Annotated in this window: 22 protein-coding genes; 11 read left to right on the top strand and 11 right to left on the bottom strand. The window is 73.4% G+C overall.

The annotated features are described in order from the left end of the window. Positions 1-198: 198 nt before the first annotated feature. The gene (locus IG86_RS0112490) at positions 199-1,161 is read right to left on the bottom strand and encodes an endonuclease/exonuclease/phosphatase family protein (protein WP_030896761.1); all 963 of its coding nucleotides are present in this window, start codon (positions 1,159-1,161) and stop codon (positions 199-201) included. A gap of 142 nt (positions 1,162-1,303) precedes the next feature. Beyond that, entirely contained in the window at positions 1,304-2,176 is an 873-nt protein-coding gene (locus IG86_RS0112485; protein WP_030896759.1) for a PhzF family phenazine biosynthesis protein, read from the bottom strand. 72 nt (positions 2,177-2,248) lie between these two features. Between IG86_RS0112485 and IG86_RS0112480 the strand changes: the two genes are divergently transcribed. Further along, on the top strand, positions 2,249-3,193 hold the full coding sequence (locus tag IG86_RS0112480) for a TAXI family TRAP transporter solute-binding subunit (protein ID WP_030819802.1): 945 nt from the start codon (positions 2,249-2,251) through the stop codon (positions 3,191-3,193). Here IG86_RS0112480 and IG86_RS0112475 read toward each other — a convergent pair. The 3 genes from IG86_RS0112475 to IG86_RS0112465 form a co-directional block, all read right to left on the bottom strand. Continuing rightward, the gene (locus IG86_RS0112475; RefSeq protein WP_030896758.1) at positions 3,190-4,572 is read right to left on the bottom strand and encodes a sensor histidine kinase; all 1,383 of its coding nucleotides are present in this window, start codon (positions 4,570-4,572) and stop codon (positions 3,190-3,192) included. The two genes, IG86_RS0112480 and IG86_RS0112475, sit on opposite strands and share 4 nt — an antisense overlap. Then, positions 4,569-5,243, bottom strand: coding sequence for a response regulator transcription factor (locus tag IG86_RS0112470; protein ID WP_030819800.1), 675 nt, complete (start codon positions 5,241-5,243; stop codon positions 4,569-4,571). The genes IG86_RS0112475 and IG86_RS0112470 overlap by 4 nt, the downstream gene beginning before the upstream one ends. Positions 5,244-5,307: 64 nt before the next feature. Then, positions 5,308-6,729: an MFS transporter gene (locus tag IG86_RS0112465; protein WP_208864257.1), complete on the bottom strand. Its 1,422-nt coding sequence runs from the start codon at positions 6,727-6,729 to the stop codon at positions 5,308-5,310. A 296-nt stretch (positions 6,730-7,025) separates the two neighbouring features. Here IG86_RS0112465 and IG86_RS0112460 point away from each other — a divergent pair, with 296 nt between their 5' ends. Both IG86_RS0112460 and IG86_RS0112455 read left to right on the top strand, forming a co-directional pair. Beyond that, positions 7,026-8,366 carry a phytase gene (locus IG86_RS0112460; RefSeq protein ID WP_030896754.1) on the top strand — a complete coding sequence of 447 codons (1,341 nt, stop codon included), beginning with the start codon at positions 7,026-7,028 and terminating at the stop codon, positions 8,364-8,366. Positions 8,367-8,442: 76 nt separating this feature from the next. Beyond that, on the top strand, positions 8,443-9,279 hold the full coding sequence (locus IG86_RS0112455; protein WP_030819796.1) for a PaaX family transcriptional regulator: 837 nt from the start codon (positions 8,443-8,445) through the stop codon (positions 9,277-9,279). 63 nt (positions 9,280-9,342) lie between these two features. Here IG86_RS0112455 and katG read toward each other — a convergent pair whose 3' ends face one another. Beyond that, positions 9,343-11,559, bottom strand: a complete 2,217-nt coding sequence (gene katG, locus IG86_RS0112450; protein ID WP_030819795.1) for a catalase/peroxidase HPI — start codon at positions 11,557-11,559, stop codon at positions 9,343-9,345. A gap of 215 nt (positions 11,560-11,774) precedes the next feature. Here katG and IG86_RS0112445 point away from each other — a divergent pair, with 215 nt between their 5' ends. The 3 genes from IG86_RS0112445 to IG86_RS0112435 all read left to right on the top strand — a co-directional run bounded on the left by IG86_RS0112445 (position 11,775) and on the right by IG86_RS0112435 (position 13,188). Further along, positions 11,775-12,185: a Fur family transcriptional regulator gene (locus IG86_RS0112445; protein ID WP_030819794.1), complete on the top strand. Its 411-nt coding sequence runs from the start codon at positions 11,775-11,777 to the stop codon at positions 12,183-12,185. A 176-nt stretch (positions 12,186-12,361) separates the two neighbouring features. After that, a complete protein-coding gene (locus IG86_RS0112440) occupies positions 12,362-12,730 on the top strand; it encodes an STAS domain-containing protein (protein WP_030819793.1) in 369 nt (122 codons plus the stop codon). A 14-nt stretch (positions 12,731-12,744) separates the two neighbouring features. After that, a complete protein-coding gene (locus tag IG86_RS0112435; RefSeq protein WP_051785115.1) occupies positions 12,745-13,188 on the top strand; it encodes an ATP-binding protein in 444 nt (147 codons plus the stop codon). A gap of 35 nt (positions 13,189-13,223) precedes the next feature. Here IG86_RS0112435 and IG86_RS0112430 read toward each other — a convergent pair whose 3' ends face one another. The 4 genes from IG86_RS0112430 to IG86_RS0112415 all read right to left on the bottom strand — a co-directional run bounded on the left by IG86_RS0112430 (position 13,224) and on the right by IG86_RS0112415 (position 15,825). Next, on the bottom strand, positions 13,224-14,150 hold the full coding sequence (locus IG86_RS0112430) for a SigB/SigF/SigG family RNA polymerase sigma factor (RefSeq protein ID WP_063761515.1): 927 nt from the start codon (positions 14,148-14,150) through the stop codon (positions 13,224-13,226). A 108-nt stretch (positions 14,151-14,258) separates the two neighbouring features. Then, positions 14,259-14,990, bottom strand: coding sequence for a metallophosphoesterase family protein (locus tag IG86_RS0112425; protein WP_030819789.1), 732 nt, complete (start codon positions 14,988-14,990; stop codon positions 14,259-14,261). Beyond that, positions 14,987-15,241, bottom strand: a complete 255-nt coding sequence (locus IG86_RS0112420) for a hypothetical protein (protein ID WP_030819786.1) — start codon at positions 15,239-15,241, stop codon at positions 14,987-14,989. The genes IG86_RS0112425 and IG86_RS0112420 overlap by 4 nt, the downstream gene beginning before the upstream one ends. Further along, entirely contained in the window at positions 15,238-15,825 is a 588-nt protein-coding gene (locus IG86_RS0112415) for a nucleotidyltransferase family protein (RefSeq protein ID WP_045937271.1), read from the bottom strand. The genes IG86_RS0112420 and IG86_RS0112415 overlap by 4 nt, the downstream gene beginning before the upstream one ends. A gap of 266 nt (positions 15,826-16,091) precedes the next feature. Here IG86_RS0112415 and IG86_RS0112410 point away from each other — a divergent pair, with 266 nt between their 5' ends. The 5 genes from IG86_RS0112410 to IG86_RS0112390 all read left to right on the top strand — a co-directional run bounded on the left by IG86_RS0112410 (position 16,092) and on the right by IG86_RS0112390 (position 23,568). After that, on the top strand, positions 16,092-16,772 hold the full coding sequence (locus tag IG86_RS0112410; RefSeq protein ID WP_030819782.1) for an HAD family hydrolase: 681 nt from the start codon (positions 16,092-16,094) through the stop codon (positions 16,770-16,772). 61 nt (positions 16,773-16,833) lie between these two features. Continuing rightward, on the top strand, positions 16,834-17,316 hold the full coding sequence (locus tag IG86_RS0112405) for a DUF6328 family protein (RefSeq protein ID WP_030819779.1): 483 nt from the start codon (positions 16,834-16,836) through the stop codon (positions 17,314-17,316). Between the two features lie 194 nt (positions 17,317-17,510). Further along, positions 17,511-21,449, top strand: a complete 3,939-nt coding sequence (locus tag IG86_RS0112400; protein ID WP_030896751.1) for a Pls/PosA family non-ribosomal peptide synthetase — start codon at positions 17,511-17,513, stop codon at positions 21,447-21,449. A 94-nt stretch (positions 21,450-21,543) separates the two neighbouring features. After that, on the top strand, positions 21,544-22,866 hold the full coding sequence (locus IG86_RS0112395; RefSeq protein WP_030819775.1) for a M1 family metallopeptidase: 1,323 nt from the start codon (positions 21,544-21,546) through the stop codon (positions 22,864-22,866). A gap of 231 nt (positions 22,867-23,097) precedes the next feature. Then, the gene (locus IG86_RS0112390; RefSeq protein ID WP_030819772.1) at positions 23,098-23,568 is read left to right on the top strand and encodes a hypothetical protein; all 471 of its coding nucleotides are present in this window, start codon (positions 23,098-23,100) and stop codon (positions 23,566-23,568) included. Positions 23,569-23,614: 46 nt separating this feature from the next. Here IG86_RS0112390 and IG86_RS0112385 read toward each other — a convergent pair whose 3' ends face one another. Beyond that, on the bottom strand, positions 23,615-24,118 hold the full coding sequence (locus IG86_RS0112385; protein ID WP_234316307.1) for an LPS-assembly lipoprotein LptE: 504 nt from the start codon (positions 24,116-24,118) through the stop codon (positions 23,615-23,617). Between the last annotated feature and the right edge of the window lie 182 nt (positions 24,119-24,300).

Genomic DNA, 24,300 nt, shown 5'->3' with positions numbered 1-24,300 from the left:
GGGTCGGGTCCTTTGCGCCGCAAGTCCCGTGGGGCCCTGTGCCCCGGGTGTGGCGGCGACGTGATGGAAGGTACCCGAACTCTGAGCGACGTTCCATGTCTTCTGGGTAGTAACTCATCTGGCGGACAATGCAGTTGACCAGGGCATCTTTCCTCGGCCCGGAGGGGCGGCAGTGTTCATCAGCGCTTAACGCGGGAATCAGTAGACGAGCTCCGCGAGGACCGGTGCGTGGTCCGACGGACTGTCGTGCGCGGCGGCCGGACGCGCCTCTTCCACGGTCGGCAGCCGCTCGTGTCCCGTGAAGACCTTCTCCACGCGGTCCAACACGCCCCGGCTCACGAGGATGTGGTCGATGAGTTCCTTCTGGCCCTCGAAGACCCGGGAGAACCCGCCCTTCTCGAGCACGTGCGGAGCGAGGTTCCACAGCCGTCTCGGGTCCCCGAGGTCGGTGTCCCTGAAGCCCCCGGTCCCGATCTGGGAGCCGGGCGGCCCGTACAGGATCTGCGTGGTGGCGGCCTCGAACTCGTCGTTGAGGTCACCCATCACGATCACCTCGTGGGCGGCGCCGTCGCCCTGGAGCAGCCGGTCGGCCATGGCGCGGAGGGTGACGGCCTCCGCGGCCCGCCGGTACAGGGCGTACGCGCCGTAGCGGGCGCGCAGTTCCTCGTCGTCGGTGCTGTGCCGGTTGCCGGGGAAGGTCAGCAGCTTCGACTTCAGGTGGCAGACGACCACGTCGACGCTGTGCCCGGCCACCGGACTCCACCGCACGGCCAGCGCCCCGCGGCCCATCCGCTTGATGGTGGTCCCGTCGTCCTCGACTTGGACCCGGGGCAGGTGCTCCGGGAAGGCGGTGCGGTCCTCGGTGACGGTCAGCGGCCGGCGGCTGAGGAAGCCGACCCGGATGCCGCGGCGGTCGGCGTGCTTCGACAGGGCGGTGTGCCAGTCGCCGTCCAGCCGTTCCACCAGGTCGGCCAGCGCCTCGGGGCCGCCCACCTCCTGCACGCCGAGCAGATCGGGCGCGAGGCGGTCGACGGTGGCGGCAAGCCCCTCCAGCTTCGCCTCGTACGCGGCCCGGTCCTTGGCGGCGCACCTGCCGGAGGGCGGGCTGCCCGGGGCGAGGGGGCGGCAGAGGTTCTCCACGTTCCACGTACCGATGACCACGCCCACAGCGGCTCCCGCGTCCTCGACCAGGTCCCCGTCCCCCGCCAGTGTTCCGGCCGCCCCCGCGGCGGGCGGGCAGGCGGCCGGGACTCGCTCATCTGTTCACCCGATCGGGGCGGCGACGCGTCCGGGCGGCCGTCGCCTACGCGGGCGGTGGCAGCTCGCGCAGCCGGCCCTCGGCCACGAAGGCGACCTCGCCGCCGACCCGTACGGCACGGACGTCCGGGTCCCGGCCCACCGCGCTCACACGCATGGCGCCGGAGCGCCCGGTGAAGCGGCCCTGGCGCAGGATCCACTCCTCGCCGTCGCCGGTACTACGGCCGTGCCGGCGCAGGTACGCCGCGGCGCAGCCGGCGCCGCTGCCGGTGGCCACGTCCTCGACCAGCCCGTCGTTGGTCCAGTGCCGCCCCTCGCGCTCCGCCGCGTCCAGGACGTACGCGAACTCGGCGCCGAGACGGGCCAGCGGCACGTCGAGCGGCGCGGCCACACGGGCGCGGGCCAGGGCGTCGCCGCGCACGGGCAGCACCAGGTAGCGCAGGCCCGTGGAGAGGACCTCCGGGGGCAGGGCGGGGTCCAGGTCGCCGGGTTCGAGGCCGAACAGGGCCGGGAGGCCGCGCGGGTCCGGGCGGCCGAGGAACACGGCCGGACCCTGGTCGAGGAGGCTCGCGTACCGGCCCGGCCCGCGGCGCCGGGTGGCGACCTCCACCGTCCGGGCCGGCAGCCGCAGCGTCCACACCCCGGTGTCGGCGGCGCCGTGGAGGTCGTGCAGGACCGCGGCGGCGCCGACGAGCGGGTGCCCGGCGAAGTCCAGCTCGCCCGCGAGGTCGAAGACGCGTGCCCGCCAGGTCCCTCCGGCCGCCCCGTCGCGGATCAGGAACACGGACTCGAAGTGCCGCAGCTCCCGGGTGACGGCCTGCATCTGCGCGCCGGTGAGCGCGCTCGCCTCGGGGAACACCGCGAGGCTGTTGCCGCTGTAGGGGCGGTCCGTGAAGACGTCGACGTGGTGAAAACGCATGGCCCGACCCTAGGGCGCGCACGTGCCGCATCATGGTGTGCCACCCCCCGACGAGACCTCCGGAGGCCGGCAGTGAACCGACCGTCGCGCCGCGCCGTGCTGGGCGCCGGGTTCGGCGCCGTCGCGGCGTCGCTCGCCGGATGCTCGGGAGCCTCCGGCCCCGTCCGGCGGCTGCGGCTGGCGACGGGCCCCGAGGGCGGCCCGTACAACGCCTTCGGGAAGGCCCTGGCGCTCGCCGTCGGCGCGAGCGATCTGCCGCTGGAGATCGTCCCCGTCAGCACCTCGGCGAGCGTGAACAACCTGCGCGGCCTCGACGAGGGCTCCGCGGAGCTGGCCCTGGCCATGGCGGACAGCGCCGAGGACGCGGTGCTGGGGCGCGACACCTTCACCAGGCCCGCCGCCGTGACGGCACTGGCCCGCGTCTACGTCAACTACACGCACCTCGTCGTCCCGGCCGACGGGCCGGTGCGCGCGGTGACGGACCTCGCCGGACGTCCGGTCGCGGCCGGTGCGACGGGATCGGGCGTACGGGTGGTGGCCCAGCGGGTCCTGCGGGCGGCCGGACCGGCCGACGAACGGCCGCTGGGCCTCGCCGCGTCGGTGACGGCGCTGCGCGAGGGCACGGTCGACGCGCTGTTCTGGTCCGGCGGCGTGCCCACACCGGCGCTGGCCGCACTGGCCCGCGAGCTGCCCCTGCGGTTCCTGCCGCTGGACGCGTACGTGGCCCCGCTGCGGGAACGCCACGCCCCCGTCTACACGGCGGTGACCCTGCCCGCCGGGGTCTACGGGCTGAGGGAACCGGTGGGCACCATCGGCGTCGGCAACTACCTGCTGGCCCGCGCCGATGTGGATGCGGACGTCGTGCGGGGTCTGCTGCGGGTCGTCTTCGACCAGTGGCGCGACCTGCTGCGGGAGGTGACGGCGGGCGCCCGCCTGGAGCCCCGCTTCGCCATCTCGACCGGACAGGTCCCCCTCCACCCCGGCGCGGTCGCGTACTACCGCTCGGTGTACGGCTAGGGCGTGTCGTCCGGCGGAGGCGGGAGGCGCAGTCGTGCGACCAGGCCGTGCGGGGTGTTGGCTGCGATGTCGAGGCCGCCGCCGCTGATGCGGGCGATCTCGTCGGCGATGGCCAGGCCCAGACCGCTGCCGGGGACGTTCTGGTGTCCGGGCGAGCGGGTGAACCGCCGCAGCAGGGTACCGAGCTGCTCCCGCGGCACGCCCGGGCCGTCGTCCGCGACCCGGACGGCCGTGCTCCCGTCCGGCCGGCGCCAGGCGCCGACCTCGACCCGGCCGCCGCGCGGTACGAACTTGACCGCGTTGTCCAGGAGCGCGTCCAGGATCCGGCCGGCCGCGTCGGGCAGGGCGTGTGCCCACAGGCCCTCCGGGACGCCGTCGGCCGCCAGTTCCAGCCCGGCCGCGTGGAAGACGGGGGCCCAGGCCGTCACCCGGTCCCGCACCGCCCGTGCCACGTCCTGCCGGGTCGGTTCGGCCGTGCCGGATTCGACGCGCGCCAGGGCCAGGAGACCGTCGAGCAGCTCCTCCAGGCGTTCCGCCTCGTCCAGGGCGCGGGCGTGCTCGGCGAGGCCGGGCCCGGGGGCGACGTGCGGCTCGACGTTCTCCAGCTGCAGCACCAGGGTGGCCAGGGGATTGCGCAGCTGGTGGGAGGCGTCGGCGACGAAGTCGCGCTGGCGGCCGATGGAGTCGGCCACGGCCTCCGCCATGGTGTTGAAGTGCTGCCGCAGCCGGCGCAGTTCGGGCGGGCCGGTGTCCGAGCCGGCCCGGGCCCGGAGGCTGCCGGCCGCCAGCCGTTCCACGGCCCGGTCCAGATCGAGGACCGGCCGCATCAGCCAGCGGGCGATCCCCGCGGCGACCAGCGCGGCCGCCGCGAAGGAGGTGAGCGCCCCGGCGGCGATGAGCGACCAGCGGACCGTGACGTCCCGGCGTGCGGCGTCGGTGGGGACCGCCAGCAGGACCGCCCCGCTGACCCGCTCGTCGCGGCCCACCGGCTCGGCGAGCACGACACGGCCCGGCCCCCAGGGGCGCAGGGTCGGCAGCCGGTCGGTGGAGCGGCCGGTGAGGGCGCGGCCCCGGGCCTCCGCCGCTCCCGCGCCGGGCCCGGTCCCGGCGCGCAGCAGCGTCGCGCCGGCCGTGTCGACGACGACCACGCCCGCCCCGTACAGATCGGCGTACCGGCCGATCTCGGCCGCCAGCTCGGCCCGGTCGGCCTCGGTGCGCATCCGCTCCGCGAGATCGGCGAAGCGCACGGCCTCCGAACGCCGCTGCAGCAGCAGGTGCTCGGTCCGCCCGCGCGCGTACCCCTCGGCCAGCGGAAGGCACAGGAGCAGCGCCGCCACCCCCATGAGCACCGTCAGCACGGCGAGGAGCCTGCGCCTCACCGCTCCCCGCCGAGCTGGTAGCCGTACCCGCGCACGGTGCGCACGAGTGCGGAGCGGCCGGTCTTGGCGCGGATGCCCGCCACGTGGACGTCCAGCGACCGCGAGGCGGCGAGGAAGGCGTCGCCCCAGATCCGGTCCAGGATCTCCTCGCGGGAGTGCACCTCCTCCGGCCGGGCGGCCAGGAAGGCGAGGACGTCGAACTCCCGCCGGGTAAGCCGTACTTCGACACCCGCGACGGTGACCGTACGGCCTGCCGGGTCCACCTCGACGTCCCCGCGGCGCACCGCCGCCGCGCCCGGGGCGGCCCGGTCGGCGTGTGCGTCCGTACGACGCCGCACGGTGTCGATCCGGGCCATCAGCTCGGCCATCCGGAACGGTTTGACGACGTAGTCGTCGGCGCCCGCCCGCAGTCCCTGCACGATGTCGCGCTCCTCGCAGCGCGCGGTCACCACGATCAGCGGCACGCCGCACACGGTCCGCAGCCGCCGCAGCAGCTCTATCCCGTCCAGGTCGGGCAGCCCCAGGTCGAGCAGCACGAACTCCGCCTCGCGGGTGTGGCGCAATGCGTCCTGGGCCCGCGCGACCCGGCGGACGGTGTGCCCGCGCTGGGCGAGGGCGGTGCCGAGCGCCTGGGCCATCCTGTCGTCGTCCTCGACGAGGAGCGCGTGCATGGGGAGCCTCCTCGCGGCGGGGCGTGCGGCCCGCGCGGCCGCCGACCCAGGCTACCGTCGCCGCTCAGCGGACGGCCCCGGCGGGAGCCGCTGCCGCGTCCCCCCGCTCCGCGCCGCGATCGGCGTCCGCACCGGCCTCCGCGCGGCTGAGGGCCGCATCGCGGGTGTCCGGCATCAGCACGTAGGTCACGAGGGAGATCAGCGCGCAGCCGGAGACGTACCAGAAGAACATGGTCTCGTGACCACTGTTCTTGAACCAGAGGGCCACGTACTCGGCCGTGCCGCCGAAGAGCGCGTTGGCGATGGCGTACGGCAGTGCCACGCCCAGGGCGCGCACCCGGGTGGGGAACAGTTCGGCCTTGACCGCCGCGTTGATGGACGTGTAGCCGGTGATGATCACCAGGGCGAGCAGGGACAGGCCGAGCGCGGACCAGTACGAGGACGCCGAGCCCAGGGCGGTCATGATCGGGTACGTGCCGAGGGTGCAGCCCACCGCGAAGGTGATCAGCAGCGGGCGGCGGCCGATGCGGTCGGACAGCATGCCGGCGAACGGCTGGAGCACGGCGAAGAGCGTCAGCGCGGTGAAGCTGACCAGGGTGGCGGTCGTCTTCGGCATGCCCGCGCTGCCGACCAGGTACTTGGTCAGGTAGGTGGTGTAGGTGTAGTAGGCCACGGTGCCGCCGAGGGTGAGGGCCATGACGAGGCCGGCCTGCCGCCGGTACTGCCACAGGGCCTTCAGCGTGCCGCGCGTGCTGTCGTCGTGCGCGTCCTCGCCGGACGCCGCCTCCTCCTGGAAGGCGTCGGTCTCCTGGAGCCGGCGCCGCAGCCAGAAGACGACCACCGCGAACAACGCGCCGAGCACGAAGGGGATCCGCCAGCCCCAGCTCTCCAACTGCGCGGTGGTGAGGGTGTGCTGCATCGTGATCAGGATGCCCAGGCCCAGCAGCTGGCCGCAGGTCATCGAGACGTACTGGAAGGACGAGCCGAGGCCCCGCCGGTTGCGGGCGGATGCCTCGGTCAGGTAGGTGGCGCTTGCGGCGTACTCGCCGCCGATGCTCATCCCCTGGAGCAGGCGGGCCAGCAGCAGCACCAGCGCGCCGAAGTAGCCGGCCTGGCCGTAGGTCGGGGCCACGGCGATGAGCAGCGCGGCGACCGACATCATGGTGACGGTGAGCGTGAGCGCGCTCTTGCGTCCGTGCCGGTCGGCGGCGCGGCCGAGGATCCAGCCGCCCACGGGGCGCATCAGGAAGCCGACGGCGAAGATCCCCGCGGTGTTCATCAGCTGCGTGGTCGGGTTGTCGCCGGGGAAGAAGGAGTCGGCGAAGTAGATCGCGAAGCTGGCGTAGACGAACCAGTCGTACCACTCGACGAGGTTGCCGAGCGAGCCGCCGACCAGGGCGAGACGGCGCCTCTTGCGCTCGTCGCCGGGCGGCGGGGCGGGGGTGCTTCCGGGCTCGGACCCGGGCGTGACGGCGGACGGGGACATGGCGGCTCCGATGAGAAGTCCCTGATGGGAGAGGGGAGAACGGCCCCGGTGGCGGGGGAGTGTCCAGAGCATGCGGCCGTCGTCGGACCCGGACAAGCTCCGCCGCGCAGATCTAACGTTCCGCTAAGGAAGCGGGGCGGGTACGGGATTTCACGATGGGGTCATGTCCACGTCATGTCTGCTCCATGGTGCTCACCCGCGGATGGCCCACGGTGGGGGCGGCCCGGCCGCGGAGCACCCGAGGGACCCGACTGCGCGGCCGGCCGCACCCCGTGACCCCGTGACCAGGAGGCAAGATGACCGCGATCTCGAGAAGGCGGACGACGGCCGTCGGCGTGGCCGCGGCCGTGGCCCTGGGCGTGATCGCCGTGCCGGCGCACGCCCGCGGGGACCGCGGAGCCCCGCCGTCACTGCCCCCGGTGCCCGCCTCCGTCGAGACGCCCTCCCTCTTCGACGACGAGGCCGGCGGCAACGCCAACGCGGACGACCCCGCGATCTGGCGCAACGCCGAGGACCCCGACCGCAGCCTGGTCATCGCCACCGCCAAGGAGGGCGGGCTGCGCGTGTACGACCTGGACGGCCGCCAGGTGCAGTCGCTGCCGGCCCCGCCGCCGCCCCGGGAGGGGGACGCCCCCGGCCGGTTCAACAACGTCGACCTGATCGCCGGCCTCCGCTTCCCCGACGGCCCCCACGACGTGGCCGTGGTCTCCGACCGCGGCCGCGACCAGCTGCGCGTCTACCGGATCGACGCCCGCCGGACCGGCGCGCCCCTGGTCGACGTCACGGACGAGAGCGCGGCCCCGCTCGTCTTCTCGACCGGCCCGGACGAGGTCGCCGACCAGCGGACCGCCTACGGCCTGGCCGCCTACACCGACCGCCGCAGCGGCCGCTCGTTCGCGGTGACCAGCCGGCGCCACGACACCGCGCTCGCCCTGGCCGAACTCCTGCCCACCGCGCAGGGGAAGGTCGGCTACCGCACCGTCCGCACCACCTCGCTGCCCGCCGCCTTCCCGCTGCCCGACGGCAGGACCTGGACGCCCTGCGGCGAACCGGGCGAGCTGCCCCAGGTCGAGGGCATGGTCGTCGACCCCGACACCGGAGACCTGTACGCGGGCCAGGAGGACGTCGGCATCTGGAAGCTCGACGCCGACCTGCGTTCTCCCGCCCGGCTGATCGAGAAGGTGCGCTCCTTCGGAGTGCCCGGTACCTGGAACCCGCGGACCGAGGAGTGCGACGCGGGCGCCGACCCCGGCTACGGCGGCCGGCACCTCAGCGCCGACGTGGAGGGCCTGACCATCTGGCGCGATCCCGAACACCCGCGCCGCGGCGGCTACCTGCTCGCCTCCAGCCAGGGCGACGACACCTTCGCCGTCTTCGACCGCGAGCGCGGCGACCGTTACGTCCGCGGCTTCCGCGTCACCGCGGGCGGCGGGGCCGGAGCGCTCGACGGCTCGCAGGAGTGCGACGGCGCCGCCGTCACGAGCGCCCCGCTGGGCAGGAAGTTCCCGGGCGGCCTCCTCGTCGTCCAGGACGGGGCCAACACCCCCGCCACCACCGGCCCCGACGGGGAGGCCCGTACCGACACCGACTTCAAGTTCGTGGACCTGGGCCGACTCCGGCGCGCCGTACGCCTGTGACCGGGGCCGGGCGGCCGCACGGAGCCGTGGCCGCCCGGCTCGGTAGGATCGCCACCGCACACGACGGAAGGCGATCATGGCGGACAGTCCCCTCAGGCCCAGCTCGTTGATCAACACGGTCTACGGGGCGTTCCTGCGACGCCTCGGCGGCTGGATCTCCGTCGCCGACCTGCTGACCCTGATGGCGGAACTGGACGTCGACGGACCGGCCGCCCGCTCGGCGATCTCGCGCCTCAAGAAGAAGGGCGTGCTCGAACCGGAGCGCCGCGGCGCCACCGGCTACCGGCTCAGCCCGGGAGCCCACCCCGTCTTCGACGAGGGCGACCGGCGCATCTTCGGCAGCCTGGAGCCGGCGAAGCTCAGCGACGGCTGGGCGATGGCCGTCTTCTCGGTGCCGGAATCCGAGCGCTCGTACCGCTACCAGCTGCGCACCCGCCTGACGTGGCTCGGCTTCGGCAACATCGCCCCCGGCGTGTGGCTGGCGCCCGCCCGGCTCCTCGACGACGCCCGCGACATGCTCGTACGGCTCGGGCTCAGCGAGTACGTCCACCTGTTCGCCGCCGACTACGCCGCCTTCAGCGACCTGCCCGCCACCGTCAGCTCCTGGTGGGACTTCCCCGCGATCGAGGAGCAGTACGCCGGGTTCACCGACGCGTACGGCCCCCCCGCCGCGGCCCTGACCCGGCGGAGCGGCATCGAGGGCGCCGAGGCGTTCCGCCACTACGTCCCGATGCTCACGCAGTGGCGCCGACTGCCCTACCTCGACCCCGGCCTGCCCGCCGAACTGCTCCCGGCCGACTGGAACGCGGTGGCCGCGCGCCAGATCTTCCAGCAGCTCAACGACGTACTCGCCGCTCCCGCACTGCGGCACGTACAGGACCTCACCGGCCTCCAGGAGGAGACGGGGCGGTAGTCCCCGCGAACGCGGCCGGGCCGGCCGGCACCGTATGGCGCCGACCGGCCCGGACCGACGGGATCAGACCAGGTCGAACCGGTCCAGGTTCATCACCTTGTCCCACGCGGCGACGAAGTCCCTGGCGAACTTCTCCTTCGCGTCGTCGCTCGCGTAGACCTCCGCCAGCGCCCGCAGCTCGGAGTTGGAGCCGAAGACCAGGTCGGCACGGGTGCCGGTCCACTTGACCTCGCCGGTGGCGGCGTCACGGCCCTCGAAGGTGTTCGCGTCCCCGCCCGCCGACGTCCAGGTCGTGCCCAGGTCGAGGAGGTTGACGAAGAAGTCGTTCGTCAGCGTGCCCGGGCGCTCCGTGAGGACGCCGTGCGCGGTGTCGGCGTGATTGGCGCCGAGGACGCGCAGACCGCCGACGAGGACGGTCAGCTCGGGCGCGCTCAGGCCCAGCAGGTTCGCCCGGTCGAGCAGCAGGTACTCGGCCGGCAGGCGGTTGCCCTTGCCGAGGTAGTTGCGGAAGCCGTCGGCGGTGGGCTCCAGGGCGGCGAAGGACTCGGCGTCGGTGTGCTCCTCGGTGGCGTCCACCCGGCCCGGGGTGAAGGGCACCGCGATGTCGTGACCGGCGTCCCGGGCGGCCTTCTCCACCGCGGCGACGCCGCCGAGGACGATCAGGTCGGCCAGGGACACCTGCTTGGCGCCGGAGTTGAACTGCGACCGGACGCCCTCCAGGACCCGCAGGACCTGCGCCAGCTCGTCGGGCTCGTTGACCTCCCAGCCGGCCTGCGGCTGGAGGCGCACGCGCGCGCCGTTGGCGCCGCCGCGCTTGTCGCTGCCGCGGAAGGTGGAGGCCGACGCCCACGCGGTGGAGACCAGCTGGGAGACGGTGAGGCCGGAGGCGAGCACCGCGTCCTTGAGGGCGGCGGTGTCGGCGGCGTCCAGGGGCTCGCCCTGGGCCTGGGGCAGCGGGTCCTGCCACAGCAGGGTCTCCGCCGGGACCTCGGGGCCGAGGTAGAGCGACTTCGGGCCCATGTCACGGTGGGTCAGCTTGTACCAGGCGCGTGCGAAGGCATCGGCGAACTCCGCGGGGTTCTCGTAGAACCGGCGCGAGATCTGCTCGTAGACCGGGTCGAAGCGCAGCGACAGGTCGGTGGTGAGCATGGTCGGAAGGTGCTTCTTCGACGCGTCGTAGGCGTCGGGGATGATCGCCTCCGCGTTCTTCGCCACCCACTGGTGGGCGCCGGCGGGGCTCGCCGTCAGCTCGTACTCGTACTCGAAGAGGTTCTTGAAGAAGCCGTTGCCCCACTGCGTGGGCGTGGTGGTCCAGGTGACCTCCAGACCGCTGGTGATCGCGTCGGCACCCTTGCCGGTGCCGAAGGAGTTGGCCCAGCCCAGACCCTGCGCCTCGATCGGCGCGGCCTCGGGGTCGTCACCGACATGGTCCGCCGGGCCGGCGCCGTGGGTCTTGCCGAAGGTGTGGCCACCCGCGATCAGGGCCACCGTCTCCTCGTCGTTCATCGCCATCCGGCGGAACGTCTCGCGGATGTCGCGGGCCGCGGCGATCGGGTCCGGGTTGCCGTTGGGGCCCTCCGGGTTGACGTAGATCAGACCCATCTGGACGGCGCCGAGCGGATTCTCCAGCTCGCGGTCACCGGTGTAGCGCTGGTCGTCGAGCCAGGTGGTCTCGGGACCCCAGTACACGTCCTCGTCCGGCTCCCAGACGTCGGCGCGGCCGCCGGCGAAGCCGAAGGTCTCGAAGCCCATCTGCTCCAGCGCCACGTTGCCGGTGAGGATCATCAGGTCGGCCCACGACAGGCTCTGGCCGTACTTCTTCTTGACCGGCCACAGCAGGCGGCGGGCCTTGTCCAGGTTGCCGTTGTCCGGCCAGCTGTTGAGGGGCGCGAAGCGCTGCTGGCCGGCGCCGGCGCCGCCGCGTCCGTCACTGATCCGGTAGGTGCCGGCGCTGTGCCACGCCATGCGGACCATGAACGGGCCGTAGTGGCCGAAGTCGGCGGGCCACCAGTCCTGGGAGGTCGTCAGGACCTCCGCGATGTCCTGCTTCACCGCGGGCAGGTCAAGGGCCTGGAACGCCGCGGCGTAGTCGAACTCCTCGCCCAGCGGGTTGGCCACCGCGGGGTTCTTGGCCAGGATCTTCAGGTTCAGCCGTTCGGGCCACCACTGGCGGTTTCCGCCGCCCTGGGTGGGGTGCGCGGCCCGCTCGTGCGCGACGGGACAGCCGCCCCCGCCCTGCGCCTTGTCGTCCGTGACGATCGCGTCGTGGTTCTCAGACATGGAAATCCTTCCGTACCAGGGAGATCGCGGTGCTCAGATCGCCGTCCCGTACTCCCGTCGCCCGGGAGTCTTCCTGCCTCTTGGTTATCAACGGAACCGATCCTACGATGGACCCAGTCCAAGTCAAGATGAGCACCAAGCCCATATTCGATCGGATCCGGGCAGCCCGCCGACGCACGCTGCGGGCAGCCCGGAACCTGACGGGGGGAGCCGGTATGAGTGACCTGCTGGAGCGGCTGCGGGGGCGTGGCTGGCGGCTGACGTCCCAGCGGCGGGTCGTCGCCGAGGTCCTCGACGGTGATCACGTGCACCTGACCGCCGACGAGGTGCACGCCCGCGCGGTCCGGCGGCTCCCGGAGATATCCCGGGCCACGGTCTACAACGCCCTGGGTGAACTCGTGGCCCTCGGAGAGGTCGTGGAGGTCACCACCGACGGCCGCGCGAAGCGCTACGACCCCAACGCGCACCACCCGCACCAGCACCTGGTGTGCTCCGGCTGCGGCCTCATCCGCGACGTTCACCCGGACGGCGACCCGCTGGCGGTGCTGCCCGCGGCGCAACGCTTCGGTTTCGCCGTCGCAGGCGCCGACATCACCTACCGGGGGCTGTGCCCGGACTGCGCCTGACGCGGGGCCGCCGGCCCTGGATTGACGTCCCGTATGCCGGGGTAGGCGCCGTGCAGAACCTGGCGAAGCGACGCCGGAACGACCTCGGCGAACGCGGCCACCACCGGTCGCGATGCGCGGAGGGCAGCAGGACGATGGCCTTCACGTACCTGCGCACTGGGAAGAGGTGGTTCCCGATGGCCCCGCCGGCGGACGGTGAGCGATTCGCCTTGGAGGTGCGGTCCGAGGGCGACGTGCTCGTCTTCACCCTGACCGGAGAGCTGGACCACGACACGGCCGAACCCCTGCGCGAGGCACTCGCCGCGGCCGTCGACGGCGGCGCCCGCAGGCTGCTGGTGGACTTCTCCGGGCTGCGGTTCTGCGATTCCACGGGTCTGAACGTGCTCCTGCACAGCCGGCTCTCGCTGCGGGAGGAGGGCGGCAGCATCGCGCTGGCCGGGCTGCGCCCACCCGTCGCCCGAATGTTCCGCATCACCGGTGCGGACGGGATCTTCCCCGTACACCCCGACGTGGCGCACGCTCTGGCCGAGCCGCGGCACGCGTGAGGGAGGAACGCGCCATGGAGCCACGGCCACTCGACCGGAGGCGGAGCCTCCGGCTGACGGGCATGACGGACGTCGTCACCCGCTGCCGTGACTTCACCCGTGCCGCCCTGATCGACTGGAAGTGGATGCCGGGCGCCCGCGACGACGCGGAGGACGTCCTGCTGCTGGTCTCCGAGGTGGTGGCCAACGCCTGCCTGCACGCGGGCGGGCCGCACACGCTGCTGCTGGAGTGCACGGACGACCGGCTGCGCGTCGAGGTCACCGACGGCAACCCCGCCGCCCCCACCCCGCGCTCACGTCCGGATCCGGCCCGCCCGGGCGGCTACGGACTGCTCATCGTGGAGCGGATCGCCCGGCGCTGGGGCACCATGCCCCTCGCGGGCGGAAAGTGCGTGTGGGCCGAGATCGACTCGCCACTGCGGTCCCCGGACGTCCGGGGACCGCAGCCCGTTTCCTGACACACCCCACGAGGGCCCGTGCCGCTCGGCGGCCCTCAGTGCGCGGCGTCGTCCTCCTGCCCCCGGGCATGCGCATGCGTCTGCCCCTGCGTCTCCTCCTCGCCCTCCTGGGCGTCCTCCAGCATCCCGGCGCGCAGCTTCGCCATGATCCGGCTCAGGAGCCTGGACACGTGCATCTGCGAGATGCCGAGGCGCTCGCCGATCTGCGACTGCGTGAGCTCGTCGCCGAAGCGCAGCTGGAGGACCAGCCGGTCGCGTTCGCCGAGCGCGCCGAGGAGGGGCTTGAGCGTCTCCAGGTCCTCGATGCGCTGGTACGCCTCCTCCTCCGTGCCCAGAGAACGCGGCAGGGAGCCGCCGTCCGAGTCCTGGCCGACGGAGGTGCTGAGGGATTCGGCGACGTAGCAGTTGGCGGCCTGCCGGCCTTCGGCGAGGGCGTCGTCGCTGACGCCGAGGTGCTCCGCGAGCTCGTGGTCGGTCGGCCGTCTGCCCAGGTCCTGTTCCATCGCGTCGCAGGACTTCGCCATGTCCAGGCGCAGCTCCTGAAGGCGTCGAGGTACCTTCACCGACCAGCTGGTGTCCCGGAAGAAGCGCTTCATCTCGCCCGTGATCGTCGGCACGGCGAAGGTGGCGAACTCGACCCCTCGCTCGACGTCGTACCGGTTGATGGCCTTGATCAGGCCGATGGTGCCGACCTGGACGATGTCCTCGAAGGGCTCGCTGCGGTTGCGGAAGCGCCGGGCCGCGTACTTGACCAGGCTGAGGTTCAGCTCCACCAGCGTGTTGCGGACGTAGGAGTACTCGGGAGTGCCCTCGGCCAGGGAGCGCAGACGGTGGAAGAGCGCGACGGACAGGCTCCGGGCGTCGTCCGTGCTGACGGCCAGCGGGTTCTCGGGAATCTCGATGCTGTCCACCCGGAGTCCGGTAGGGACGGGGTCCGCCGTGTCGCGGGGCAGGGGGGTCATCAGTTTCCTCCGACGGGTCGGGGGGCTGCGCGGGGCGCAGCGGGGCCGTCGTGGGTTTCCCGTTCGGTTATATACCCGATCGCGGCGCCCTGACCCTTTCCGCGCCACTCAGCCGGATGTCGGGGAGAGGTGGTACACGGCGAAGGCGCGGTCGATGACGGGCATGGCGACGTTGCGTACGCGCACCCCGCCGCCCGTCATTCCGTGTTCCGTGCCGAGGTGCGCGTGCCCGTGGACCGCGAGGTCCGCCCCGGCCCCGTCGATGGCCTCCGCCAGCAGGTAGCTGCCGAGGAAGGGGTAGATCTCCAGCGGTTCACCTGCCAGGGTGTCCGGTACGGGCGAGAAGTGGGTGAGGGCCACGCGCAGTCCGCTGCCCCGGGCGTCCAGCTCGCGCAGCGTGCGGCCCAGCCCGTCCGCGCACGCCCGGGAGTACCGGATGAAGGCCTTCATCTCCGGTTCCCCGAACTCCGTGGCGCTGCGGCCCGCGAAACCCCCGCCGAAGCCCTTCGTCCCCGCGATCCCCACGGTGACGCCCCGGATGTCGAAGGTGACGCAGTCACCCTCCAGGACGTGGACGCCTTCCTCCGCCAGTTCACGGGCCACGAGGTCCGGCGTGTCGCTCTGGTAGTCGTGGTTGCCGAGGACGGCGACCACGGGCACGGGCAGTCCGGCGACCTCGGCGGCCACCACCCGGGCCTCCTCGCGGGTGCCGTGCCGGGTGAGGTCACCGGCCAGCAGCAGCATGTCCGCGCAGTCACCGAGCGTGTCGAAGGCCGGCCGCAGGGAGCCGGCGCTGTCCGGTCCGAGGTGGATGTCCCCGACGGCCGCGATGCGGATCACGACAGCACCTCCGCCGCTCCGGGCGGCCCGACCCGGTGCACGGTCAGGTCCTCGTGCCAGGGCACGCCCTGCAGTTCCTCCGCGACGATCCGCAGCACGGCCGCCCGGGAAGCGGCGTCGTTGACGACGCCCCAGACCATCACCCACGCGCCGCGCGCCTCCACGCGTACGCCCAGCTCGGCGATGTCCTCGCGCGCCAGGCGGTCGCGCAGGTGCTCCACGCGGTAGTCGAAGTTCTCGACGGAAGTCATGAGGTCCCCTTCCCCCGGTCGATGACCCGGAGCCGGTCGAGGAGGTACAGGAAGGCGTCGGGCAGCGGGGAGTCCCGGTGTACGCCGTCCAGCCGGCCCCAGTCGATCTGCTCGCGCAGCATCCGGGCCATCGGCAGCAGGTCTCCGAAGTCGCAGTAGTGCTCGGACAGGGCGGCGAGGAGGCTGTCCATCAGGTCGGTGGGGGAGAGGACCGGCATCCACACCGAGTCCACCGACTTCACCGGTGCCCGCTCCAGCAGCTCCGTACTGACCGGCCGCCGGGCGAGCTCGAAGATCAGGTCGATCTCCTCCCCGCCCGTACGGCCTTTGACCAGCCAGTCCTCCGCGGCCCGGCGCATCTCGATGCCGCCGGCCTCCAGTGCCTCGATCGCCGCGTCGGCGTCCTCGCGGCGCATGCAGAAGTCCGTGTCGTGCTGGAACCGGGCCGGGACGCCGTGGGCGAAGGCGGCCACGCTGCCGGCGAGCGCGAACGGCTGCCCCGACTGCTTCAGCAGCGCCGCGACACGTTTGGTGACCTGCAGGATCGCCTGGGTGTGGTCCTCGGGGAGCCGGCCGTCGGTCATGGTGGGCGGACTCAGGGCCTCCGCGGGAGGGACCCCGCCGGAGGCGTCGGCCGGAGGCTTGTTCACGGAGGACCTCGCTCGTTCGATCCGGCAGGACGGGCCGGGATCCGCGCGCTGACGGCAGGCACCTAACCCGTCCGACGCCGCCGAAACCCCGGCGCGGGGCCCGGGCGAGTGGCCGGGGACGCCTGGGGTAGGCGCCGTACGAGGCGGGGGCACCGACGTCCCCGCACGGTCCCGGCCACCGATCCGTAGGGAGGCGGAAGATGAACCGCGCCGCTCTGTTCGATGTCGACGGGACCCTCGCCGACACCAACCACCTGCACGTCACGTGCTGGTGGGAGGCACTCCGGCAGGCGGGCCACGACGTGGCGATGCACGACATCCACCGCGCCATCGGCCTGCCGGGCGAGGACCTCCTCGCCCACCTGCTGGGGGACGACCGCGACCGCGGCGGGGACGAGCGGCTCACCGCGGCCCACGACACGCTGTACGCCACCTGGTTCGACCGGCTGCCCGGTCTCGACCGCGCCGCCGACCTGTTGCGCGAGCTCGACCGCCGGGGCTGGCGGGTCGTCCTGGTCACGTCCGCGAGCGAGGCCGAACTCACCGCGCTGAGGGGCGCCATCGGCGCCGACGACGCCATCACCGCGACCGCAAGTTCCGACGACGTCAGCCGGGGCAAGCCGGCGCCCGATCCGGTGCACCATGCCCTCGAACTCGCCGGCGCGGCCGCGCGGGACGCCGTGTTCGTGGGCGACACCGTCTGGGACATGAAGGCCGCGACACGGGCCGACGTGGTCTGCGTGGGACTGCTCAGCGGCGGGATCCCCCGGCGGGACCTGGAGGAGGCCGGGGCGCGCGCCGTCTACCGGCACCCGGCGGACCTGCTGGCCGGCCTCGACGACAGCCCCTTCGCCGACGGGTCGGGCGAAGGTGGGAAGTAGTGACTCCGGCCGGTGCGCCGGGGCGGGGCGCCCCGGGCCACACGAAAACAAGGGAGAAAGCATGACGGGCACCACCGAGGGACGCGACGAGAGCACGCAGGAGCGCGCCGACCGGCAGTGGCAGGAGCTGATCCAGGAGATCCGCGTCGCCCAGACGGGCGTGCAGATCCTCTTCGGTTTCCTCCTCACCGTGGTCTTCACGCCCCTCTTCCACGAGCTCCCCCAGACGGACCAGACCATCTACATCGTCACCATCGTCCTCGGCTCCCTGGCAACCGGCGCGCTCATCGGACCCGTCGCCTTCCACCGCATAGTCTCCGGCCGGCAGATCAAGCCCGAGGCCGTGGCCTGGGCCTCGCGCCTGACCTTCACCGGCCTGGTCCTGCTGCTGGCCACGTGCACGGCGGCGCTCTTCCTCGTCCTGCGGGTGGCCACCCACGACGCCCTCGTTCCGTGGCTGGTGGCGGGGGTGCTGGCCTGGTACCTCCTGTGCTGGTTCGCCCTGCCGCTGTGGGCTCGGATCCGCTACACGGTCGAGAACTGAACCGAGAACCGGACGCCCCCGGTCCAGGGCGGCCCGCGAAACGTCGCCAACCGGCCACACCCGAAGCTTCAACGAGAAAATCCTTGACCGCGCACTAGGCTGGTGGGTTGTTCGGCTACAGACCGGAACAAACGGGGTGAATCAGGTCTCAGCCGATGAACCGGACCATTTGCCGGAACGACACGCGAGGGCCGATGCCAGCCACACCCGAACGCACTGAACTCGCTCTCCTCGACGACCGAGGCACCTACAAGGCCACCGACGGAGCAACGGCAACGCACGAGGAGACCGGCAAGGCCGCCCGTTTCACCGCCGGGCCCGCAGCCCCGCCCCGCACCCTCGTCGACATCCTCGAAGCCTCCGTACGGGCCCACCCCGACGAACCCGCCCTCGACGACGGCACCACCCGCCTCACCTACCGCGCCCTGGCCGCCGAGGTCGACCGCGGCCGCCGCGCCCTCGCCGCCGCCGGGATCGGCGCCGGCGACCGGGTCGGCGTACGCGTCCCCTCCGGCACCAACGAGCTGTACGTGGCGATCCTCGCCGTCCTCGCCGCGGGCGCCGCCTACGTGCCCGTCGACGCCGAGGACCCGGACGAACGCGCCGACCTCGTCTTCGGCGAGGCCGGAGTACGGGCCGTGGTCGGCGCCGGACCGCACATCGACGTCAGGGGCGCCATCGGCCCCGGCGGCGACCGCTCCGCCCGCCCCACCCCCGACCACGACGCGTGGATCATCTTCACCTCCGGCTCCACCGGCAAGCCCAAGGGCGTCGCCGTCACCCACCGCAGCGCCGCCGCCTTCGTCGACGCCGAAGCCGCGCTCTTCCTCGCCGAGGAACCGATCGGACCCGGCGACCGGGTCATGGCCGGCCTGTCCGTCGCCTTCGACGCCTCCTGCGAAGAGATGTGGCTGGCCTGGCGCTACGGCGCCTGCCTCGTGCCCGTCCCGCGCAGCCAGGTCCGCAGCGGCGCCGACCTCGGCCCCTGGCTGGTCGAACAGGAGATCACCGTCGTCTCCACGGTCCCCACCCTGGCCGCCCTGTGGGAGCCCGAAGCCCTCGGCGAGGTCCGGCTGCTCATCTTCGGCGGCGAGGCCTGCCCGCCCGAACTGACCCAGCGGCTGGTCACCGAGGGCCGCGAGGTCTGGAACACCTACGGCCCCACCGAAGCCACCGTCGTCGCCTGCGCCGCACTACTGACCGGCGGAGAACCCGTCCGCATCGGCCTCCCGCTGGGCGGCTGGGAACTCGCCGTCGTCGACGGGGCCGGCGACCCGGTCCCGATGGGCGGCAGCGGCGAACTCGTCATCGGCGGCGTCGGCCTGGCCCGCTACCTCGACCCCGACAAGGACGCCGAGAAGTACGCCCCCCTCGCCTCCCTCGGCTGGCAGCGCGCCTACCGCAGCGGCGACCTCGTCCGCGCGGAGCCGGAAGGACTCGTCTTCCTCGGCCGCGCCGACGAGCAGATCAAACTCGGCGGCCGCCGCATCGAACTGGGCGAGGTCGACGCCGCCCTCCAGGCCCTCCCGCACGTGGCGGGCGCCGCCGCCGCCGTCCGCACCGCACGCAGCGGCAACCAGCTGCTCGTCGGCTACCTCGTCACCCAGGACGGCTGGGACCGGGCCGCGGCCGTCGAACGCCTGCGCGCCGAACTGCCCGCGGCCCTCGTACCCCTCCTCGCCCCCGTCACCGAACTGCCCACCCGCACCTCCGGCAAGGTGGACCGCGACGCCCTGCCCTGGCCGCTGCCCGGCCTGGAGACCGCAGGCCCCTCCGAAGAGCTCCACGGCACCGAGGCCTGGCTCGCCGAGCAGTGGCGGGAGATCCTCGGCGCGGCCGTCACCAGCGCCTCCGACGACTTCTTCGCGATCGGCGGCAACAGCCTCGCCGCCGCCCAGCTCACCACCCGGCTGCGCACCCGCTACCCGAGCGCGGCCGTGCTCGACATCTACCAGCAGCCCACCCTGCGCAAGCTGGCCCGCCGCCTGGAGAAGTCCGTACCGGACGCGGGCACGGCACGCCCCGTCGCACCGGTGCCCCTGCGCTCCCAAGCCGTCCAGTCCCTCCTGCTGCTGCCCCTGCTCACCGTGCTCGGCCTGCGCTGGACGGTCGCGCTGCTGGCGCTCGGCAACGTACTGCACTGGTTCGGGCCGTACCCGTGGGCGCCGTCCGCGTCCTGGTGGCTCGTCGCCTCGGGCGCCGTCATGCTCTTCAGCCCCCCGGGGCGCCTCGCCATCGCCGCCGGCGGCGCCCGCCTGCTCCTGCGCGGGGTCCAGGCCGGACGACACCCGCGCGGCGGCAGCGTGCACCTCAGGCTCTGGACCGCCGAGCGACTGGCCGAGTACGCGGGCGCGACCTCCCTGACCGGATCCTGGCTGGAACGCTACGCCCGGGCGCTCGGCGCCAAGGTCGGCCCCGAGGTGGACCTCTACGCGCTGCCCCCGGTCACCGGCATGCTCAAGCTCGGCCGCGGCTGCGCCGTGGAGGCCGAGGTCGACCTCTCCGGACACTGGCTGGACGGGGACCAGCTCGAGATCGGGCCCGTCAGGATCGGCGCGGGAGCCGTGGTCGGCACCCGCAGCGTGCTCTTCCCCGGCGCGCGGATCGGCAAGCGGGCCGAGGTCGCCCCCGGCTCCGCCGTGGTCGGGACCGTCCCGACCGGCCAGCGCTGGGCCGGCGCTCCCGCCCGCAAACTCGGCAAGGCGAAACGCAACTGGCCCGGCGAACGCCCCCCGCGCGCGGTCCACTGGCGCGCCATGTACGGGACCACCGGCTTCTGCCTCACGGTGCTGCCCGTCCTCGCCACCGTGCCCGCCCTGCTCGTGCTCAGCCGGTTCGTGCCCGCGGACGCCGGGCTCGTCGACGCCCTGCGCGGAGCCCTGGTCGCCGTGGTGCCCGCGGCGCTCGCCTTCGGCCTCGCCTACGCGCTGTTGCTGCTGGTCTCCGTACGCCTGCTGAGCCTCGGCCTGCGCGCCGGGAACCATCCCACGCACAGCCGGACCGGTTGGCAGGCCTGGACGGTCACCCAGCTCATGGACCTCGCCCGGGAGACCCTCTTCCCGCTCTACGCCGGGCTGATCACACCGGTCTGGCTGCGCCTGCTCGGCATGAAGATCGGCCGCGGGGCCGAGGTGTCCACCGTACTGGCGCTGCCGAGCCTCACCACGGTGGGCGAAGGCGCGTTCCTCGCCGACGACACCCTTACCGCCCCCTTCGAACTGGGCGGCGGCTGGGTACGGATCGGGCACTCCGCGATCGGCCGCCGAGCCTTCCTCGGCAACTCCGGCATGGCCGCTCCCGGCCGCACCGTGCCGGACGACGGGCTGGTCGGCGTGCTGTCCGCCGCCCCGAAGAAGGCCAAGAAGGGCAGCTCCTACCTGGGCCTGCCCCCGGTCAAACTGCCCCGGTCGGCCGCCGACGCCGACCACAGCCGGACCTACGACCCGCCCGCGCACCTGCTGTGGGCCCGCGGCCTGGTGGAGCTGTGCCGGCTCCTGCCCGTGTTCTGCTCGGCGGCGCTGGCCGTGCTCGCCGTGGCGGCCCTGTGCGCGCTGACCGCGTGGAGCGGCCTGGGCGTCTGGGGCGCGGCGCTGCTGTCCGGAGCCGTCCTGCTGGCTGCCGGAACGGCCGCCTGCTGTGCTGCGGTCACCGCGAAGTGGCTGCTGGTGGGCCGGCACCGGCCCGGCGAGCACCCGCTGTGGAGCGGCTTCGTCTGGCGCAACGAGCTCGCCGACACCTTCGTCGAGGTACTGGCCGTGCCCTGGCTGGCCGGATCGGTGCCCGGGACACCGCTGATGGCCCTGTGGCTGCGCGGGCTCGGCGCCCGGATCGGCCGCGGCGTGTGGTGCGAGAGCTACTGGCTGCCCGAGACCGACCTGGTCACACTGGGCGACGGGGTCAGCGTGAACCGCGGCTGTGTGTTGCAGACACACCTCTTCCACGACCGGATCTTGAGGACGGATACTGTGATCCTCCGCGAGGGCGCCACCCTGGGCCCGGGCGGAATCGTCCTGCCCGGCAGCACGGTCGGGGCGCGCAGCACCCTGGGCCCCGCCTCCCTCGTGATGGCCGGGGAGTCCGTCCCCGCCGACACCCGCTGGCTGGGCAATCCGATCGAGGCGTGGCGGTCCTGAGAGGCGGTGGCGCCGGCCGGACGGAAGCGGCAGCAGGCACGGCAGGGGCACACCAGCACGTCGTACGAGCACGGCGCAGGGAGCGGAAGCGGCAGTGAGCGGCCAGACCACAGCGGTATCGGACCCGTATTTTCCGGCCAACGGGGACGCCCGATACCGCGTGCACCGGTACGAGATCGCCCTGGACTACCGTCCCGCCCCCAACCGGCTGGCCGGAACGGGCCGCCTCAGCGCGATCGCCGGCCGGGCACCGCTCACCGAGTTCCACCTGAACCTGGCCGATTTCAAGCTGGGCCGAGTCCTCGTCAACGGGCGGGCGCCGCAGTACACGCACCGCGGCGGCAGGCTCCGCATCCGGCCGGCCAAACCGCTGCCGGCCGGAGCCGCCTTCACCGTCGACGTGCAGTGGTCGGGCAACCCCAAGCCGGTGCGCAGCCCCTGGGGCGGCCTCGGCTGGGAGGAACTGACCGACGGCGCCCTCGTGGCCAGCCAGCCGGTCGGCGCTCCCTCCTGGTACCCCTGCAACGACCGCCCCGCCGACAAGGCCTCCTACCAGATCTCCGTCAACACGCCGTCCGCCTACACGGTCGTGGCCGGCGGCCGGCTGCTCACCCGGACCACCCGCGCCAGCACCACCACCTGGGTGTACGAGCAGCCCGCGCCGACCTCCAGCTACCTGGTCGGCCTGGCCATCGGCATGTACCAGACGGTGCTCCTGGGCGACCCGGGGCTCGGCGGCGTGACGCAGAGCGCCCACGTGCCCGCCCACCTGCTCCCGCGGTTCGCCCGGGACTTCGCCCGGCAGCCCGCCATGATGCAGCTCTTCGAGGAACTCTTCGGCCCCTACCCCTTCGGCGAGTACGCGGTCGTCGTCGCCGACGAGGAACTGGACGTGCCGGTGGAGGCGCAGGGGCTCTCCCTCTTCGGGGCCAACCACGTGGACGGCGTACGCGGCTCGGAGCGCCTCATCGCCCACGAACTCGCGCACCAGTGGTTCGGCAACAGCGTGACCATCGCCGACTGGCGCCACATCTGGCTCAACGAAGGCTTCGCGAAGTACGCCGAATGGCTCTGGTCGGAGCGCTCCGGCGGCCGCACCGCACACGAGCAGGCGGCAGCCGCGCACCGGTCGCTGAACGCCCGGCCGCAGGACCTGCGGCTGGTCGACCCCGGCCGGAAGCTGATGTTCGACGACCGCCTCTACCAGCGCGGCGGCCTCGCCGTCCACGCGATCCGCCGCGCCCTCGGTGACGAGGCCTTCTTCCGCATGCTGCGCGACTGGGCCACCGTGCACCGTCACGGCGTGGTGAGCACCGCCGCCTTCACCGCCCACGCCGCACGCTACGCTGCCGATCCGCTGGACGACCTGTACTCGGCCTGGCTGTACGAGGCGCCCCTCCCGCCCCTGCCCGTGTAGTTTCCGGTCGCGTTGCGCTCCCGCCCGCCACCTCACCTCGGCGATCGTGCAGGTCACAGGCTCGTCCGAGGCGGCCGGAAGTCGGTGGGGAGGGGCCGGGCCGCCCTTGCCCGGGGACTATGCGGCTGCCAGCATTCAGCGCGCGCCCCGCGGAGGTCCGGAGCGGAGCAGATCCCGGCACCTCCCGTCGCACGGTTCCGTCCGGTGAACAACGAGCCAGGAGTGCATCCCGTGATCCGATCGAAACTGCGTACGCTGCTGCTCTGTGGCGGCAGCGCGGCCGTCCTGCTGGCCACCGCCCTCGCCCCCGCCACCGCGTCCGCCTCACCGGCGCCCGGGGCCACGGCCGCGGCTGCCGGGTTCTGGTCCTGTACCGTCCCGCCCGGCTACACCTTCACCTCCACCCAGCAAACCCTCAACTGCGGGGACAGCGGCTTCCGCACCTACTACTTCGTCCAGCCGCCCGCCGACGGGCTGTGGGCCTGCACCCTGGGCGACGGGTTCACCTACTCCTCCACCCAGAACACCCTCGACTGCTCGACGGGCGGCGGCTTCCGCACCAAGTACTTACTGCGCACCCCGAAGACCGGTCTGTGGGCGTGCACCGTCCCCTCGGGCTTCACCTACACGAGCACGCAGAGCACCCTCGACTGCTCCACCAGCGGCGGCTTCCGCACCAAGTACCTCCTGCGGGCCTTCTGACGCCGCGTCCGGGGCGCCTTTCCGGAGCGGCCCGCACCGGCGCCCCCTACGTGCCCGGGGTGGGGGCGAGCGTCGGGGTGGGGGTGGAGCCGCCCGCGTCCAGGCAGGTCAGGGACATCACCACCATGGCCTGGATGCCCTGCGCCGGCTCCGGGGCCGGGAAGCTCGCCAGAACGGTCCAGTTGCCCTTCGTGAGGGTGAGCGTGCCGCTGCCGAGGTCGGGGCCGGCCTGCCAGCCGTAGTCGGAACGGGCCCGCGCGAAGGCGGCCTTGAGGGCGGAGTCCACCGTCGCGGGGGCATGCCGGCCCGACAACTGCTCGGTGCACCGGCCCGGGGCGCCCGAGGGCTGCCGCGTCACCGTGACGCCCTCCGCCGCGAGGGCCGACGTCATCTCCGAGACCACCGTGTCCGCCGGCAGCGGCGGACCCGAGAAGCGCGGGGGCAGCGGCCCGAGGTCCTGCAGCGCGGTGCCGCAGGCGGAGACCGTCGCCGTCATCAGCGCCGCCATGACCAGGGACGCCAGGGCTGCGCGCCCCCGATGCCTTCGCACGATGGTGTCCGCCCTCTCGGTTCGCCGTCCGGTCGGCCAGTGTGCCATCCCGTCGATCTTGACGAACCATCGGCCACGGCCCCGGGCGCGTCGGCCGGGCAGCCGGCGGTGCCCGCCCTTAGGGAGTGTCCGCAAGGTAGCGTCGGCCGCCCGGAGGGCGGGCGCCGCGCAGGCGGGACTTT

Source organism: Streptomyces virginiae (assembly GCF_000720455.1).
Taxonomy (GTDB): Bacteria; Actinomycetota; Actinomycetes; order Streptomycetales; family Streptomycetaceae; genus Streptomyces; species Streptomyces virginiae.
This window is presented reverse-complemented; position numbering and strand designations above follow the sequence as displayed.

Excerpts from the sequence above, each read along its gene's own strand:
- IG86_RS0112435 (WP_051785115.1), top strand. The coding sequence starts at position 12,745 with ATGGAGCCACGGCCACTCGACCGGAGGCGGAGCCTCCGGCTGACGGGC.
- IG86_RS0112470 (WP_030819800.1), bottom strand. The coding sequence starts at position 5,243 with ATGCACGCGCTCCTCGTCGAGGACGACGACAGGATGGCCCAGGCGCTC.
- IG86_RS0112405 (WP_030819779.1), top strand. The coding sequence starts at position 16,834 with ATGACGGGCACCACCGAGGGACGCGACGAGAGCACGCAGGAGCGCGCC.
- IG86_RS0112420 (WP_030819786.1), bottom strand. The coding sequence starts at position 15,241 with ATGACTTCCGTCGAGAACTTCGACTACCGCGTGGAGCACCTGCGCGAC.
- IG86_RS0112400 (WP_030896751.1), top strand. The coding sequence starts at position 17,511 with ATGCCAGCCACACCCGAACGCACTGAACTCGCTCTCCTCGACGACCGA.
- IG86_RS0112455 (WP_030819796.1), top strand. The coding sequence starts at position 8,443 with ATGGCGGACAGTCCCCTCAGGCCCAGCTCGTTGATCAACACGGTCTAC.
- katG (WP_030819795.1), bottom strand. The coding sequence starts at position 11,559 with ATGTCTGAGAACCACGACGCGATCGTCACGGACGACAAGGCGCAGGGC.
- IG86_RS0112415 (WP_045937271.1), bottom strand. The coding sequence starts at position 15,825 with ATGACCGACGGCCGGCTCCCCGAGGACCACACCCAGGCGATCCTGCAG.
- IG86_RS0112440 (WP_030819793.1), top strand. The coding sequence starts at position 12,362 with ATGGCCCCGCCGGCGGACGGTGAGCGATTCGCCTTGGAGGTGCGGTCC.
- IG86_RS0112465 (WP_208864257.1), bottom strand. The coding sequence starts at position 6,729 with ATGTCCCCGTCCGCCGTCACGCCCGGGTCCGAGCCCGGAAGCACCCCC.
- IG86_RS0112460 (WP_030896754.1), top strand. The coding sequence starts at position 7,026 with ATGACCGCGATCTCGAGAAGGCGGACGACGGCCGTCGGCGTGGCCGCG.
- IG86_RS0112445 (WP_030819794.1), top strand. The coding sequence starts at position 11,775 with ATGAGTGACCTGCTGGAGCGGCTGCGGGGGCGTGGCTGGCGGCTGACG.
- IG86_RS0112430 (WP_063761515.1), bottom strand. The coding sequence starts at position 14,150 with ATGACCCCCCTGCCCCGCGACACGGCGGACCCCGTCCCTACCGGACTC.
- IG86_RS0112485 (WP_030896759.1), bottom strand. The coding sequence starts at position 2,176 with ATGCGTTTTCACCACGTCGACGTCTTCACGGACCGCCCCTACAGCGGC.
- IG86_RS0112410 (WP_030819782.1), top strand. The coding sequence starts at position 16,092 with ATGAACCGCGCCGCTCTGTTCGATGTCGACGGGACCCTCGCCGACACC.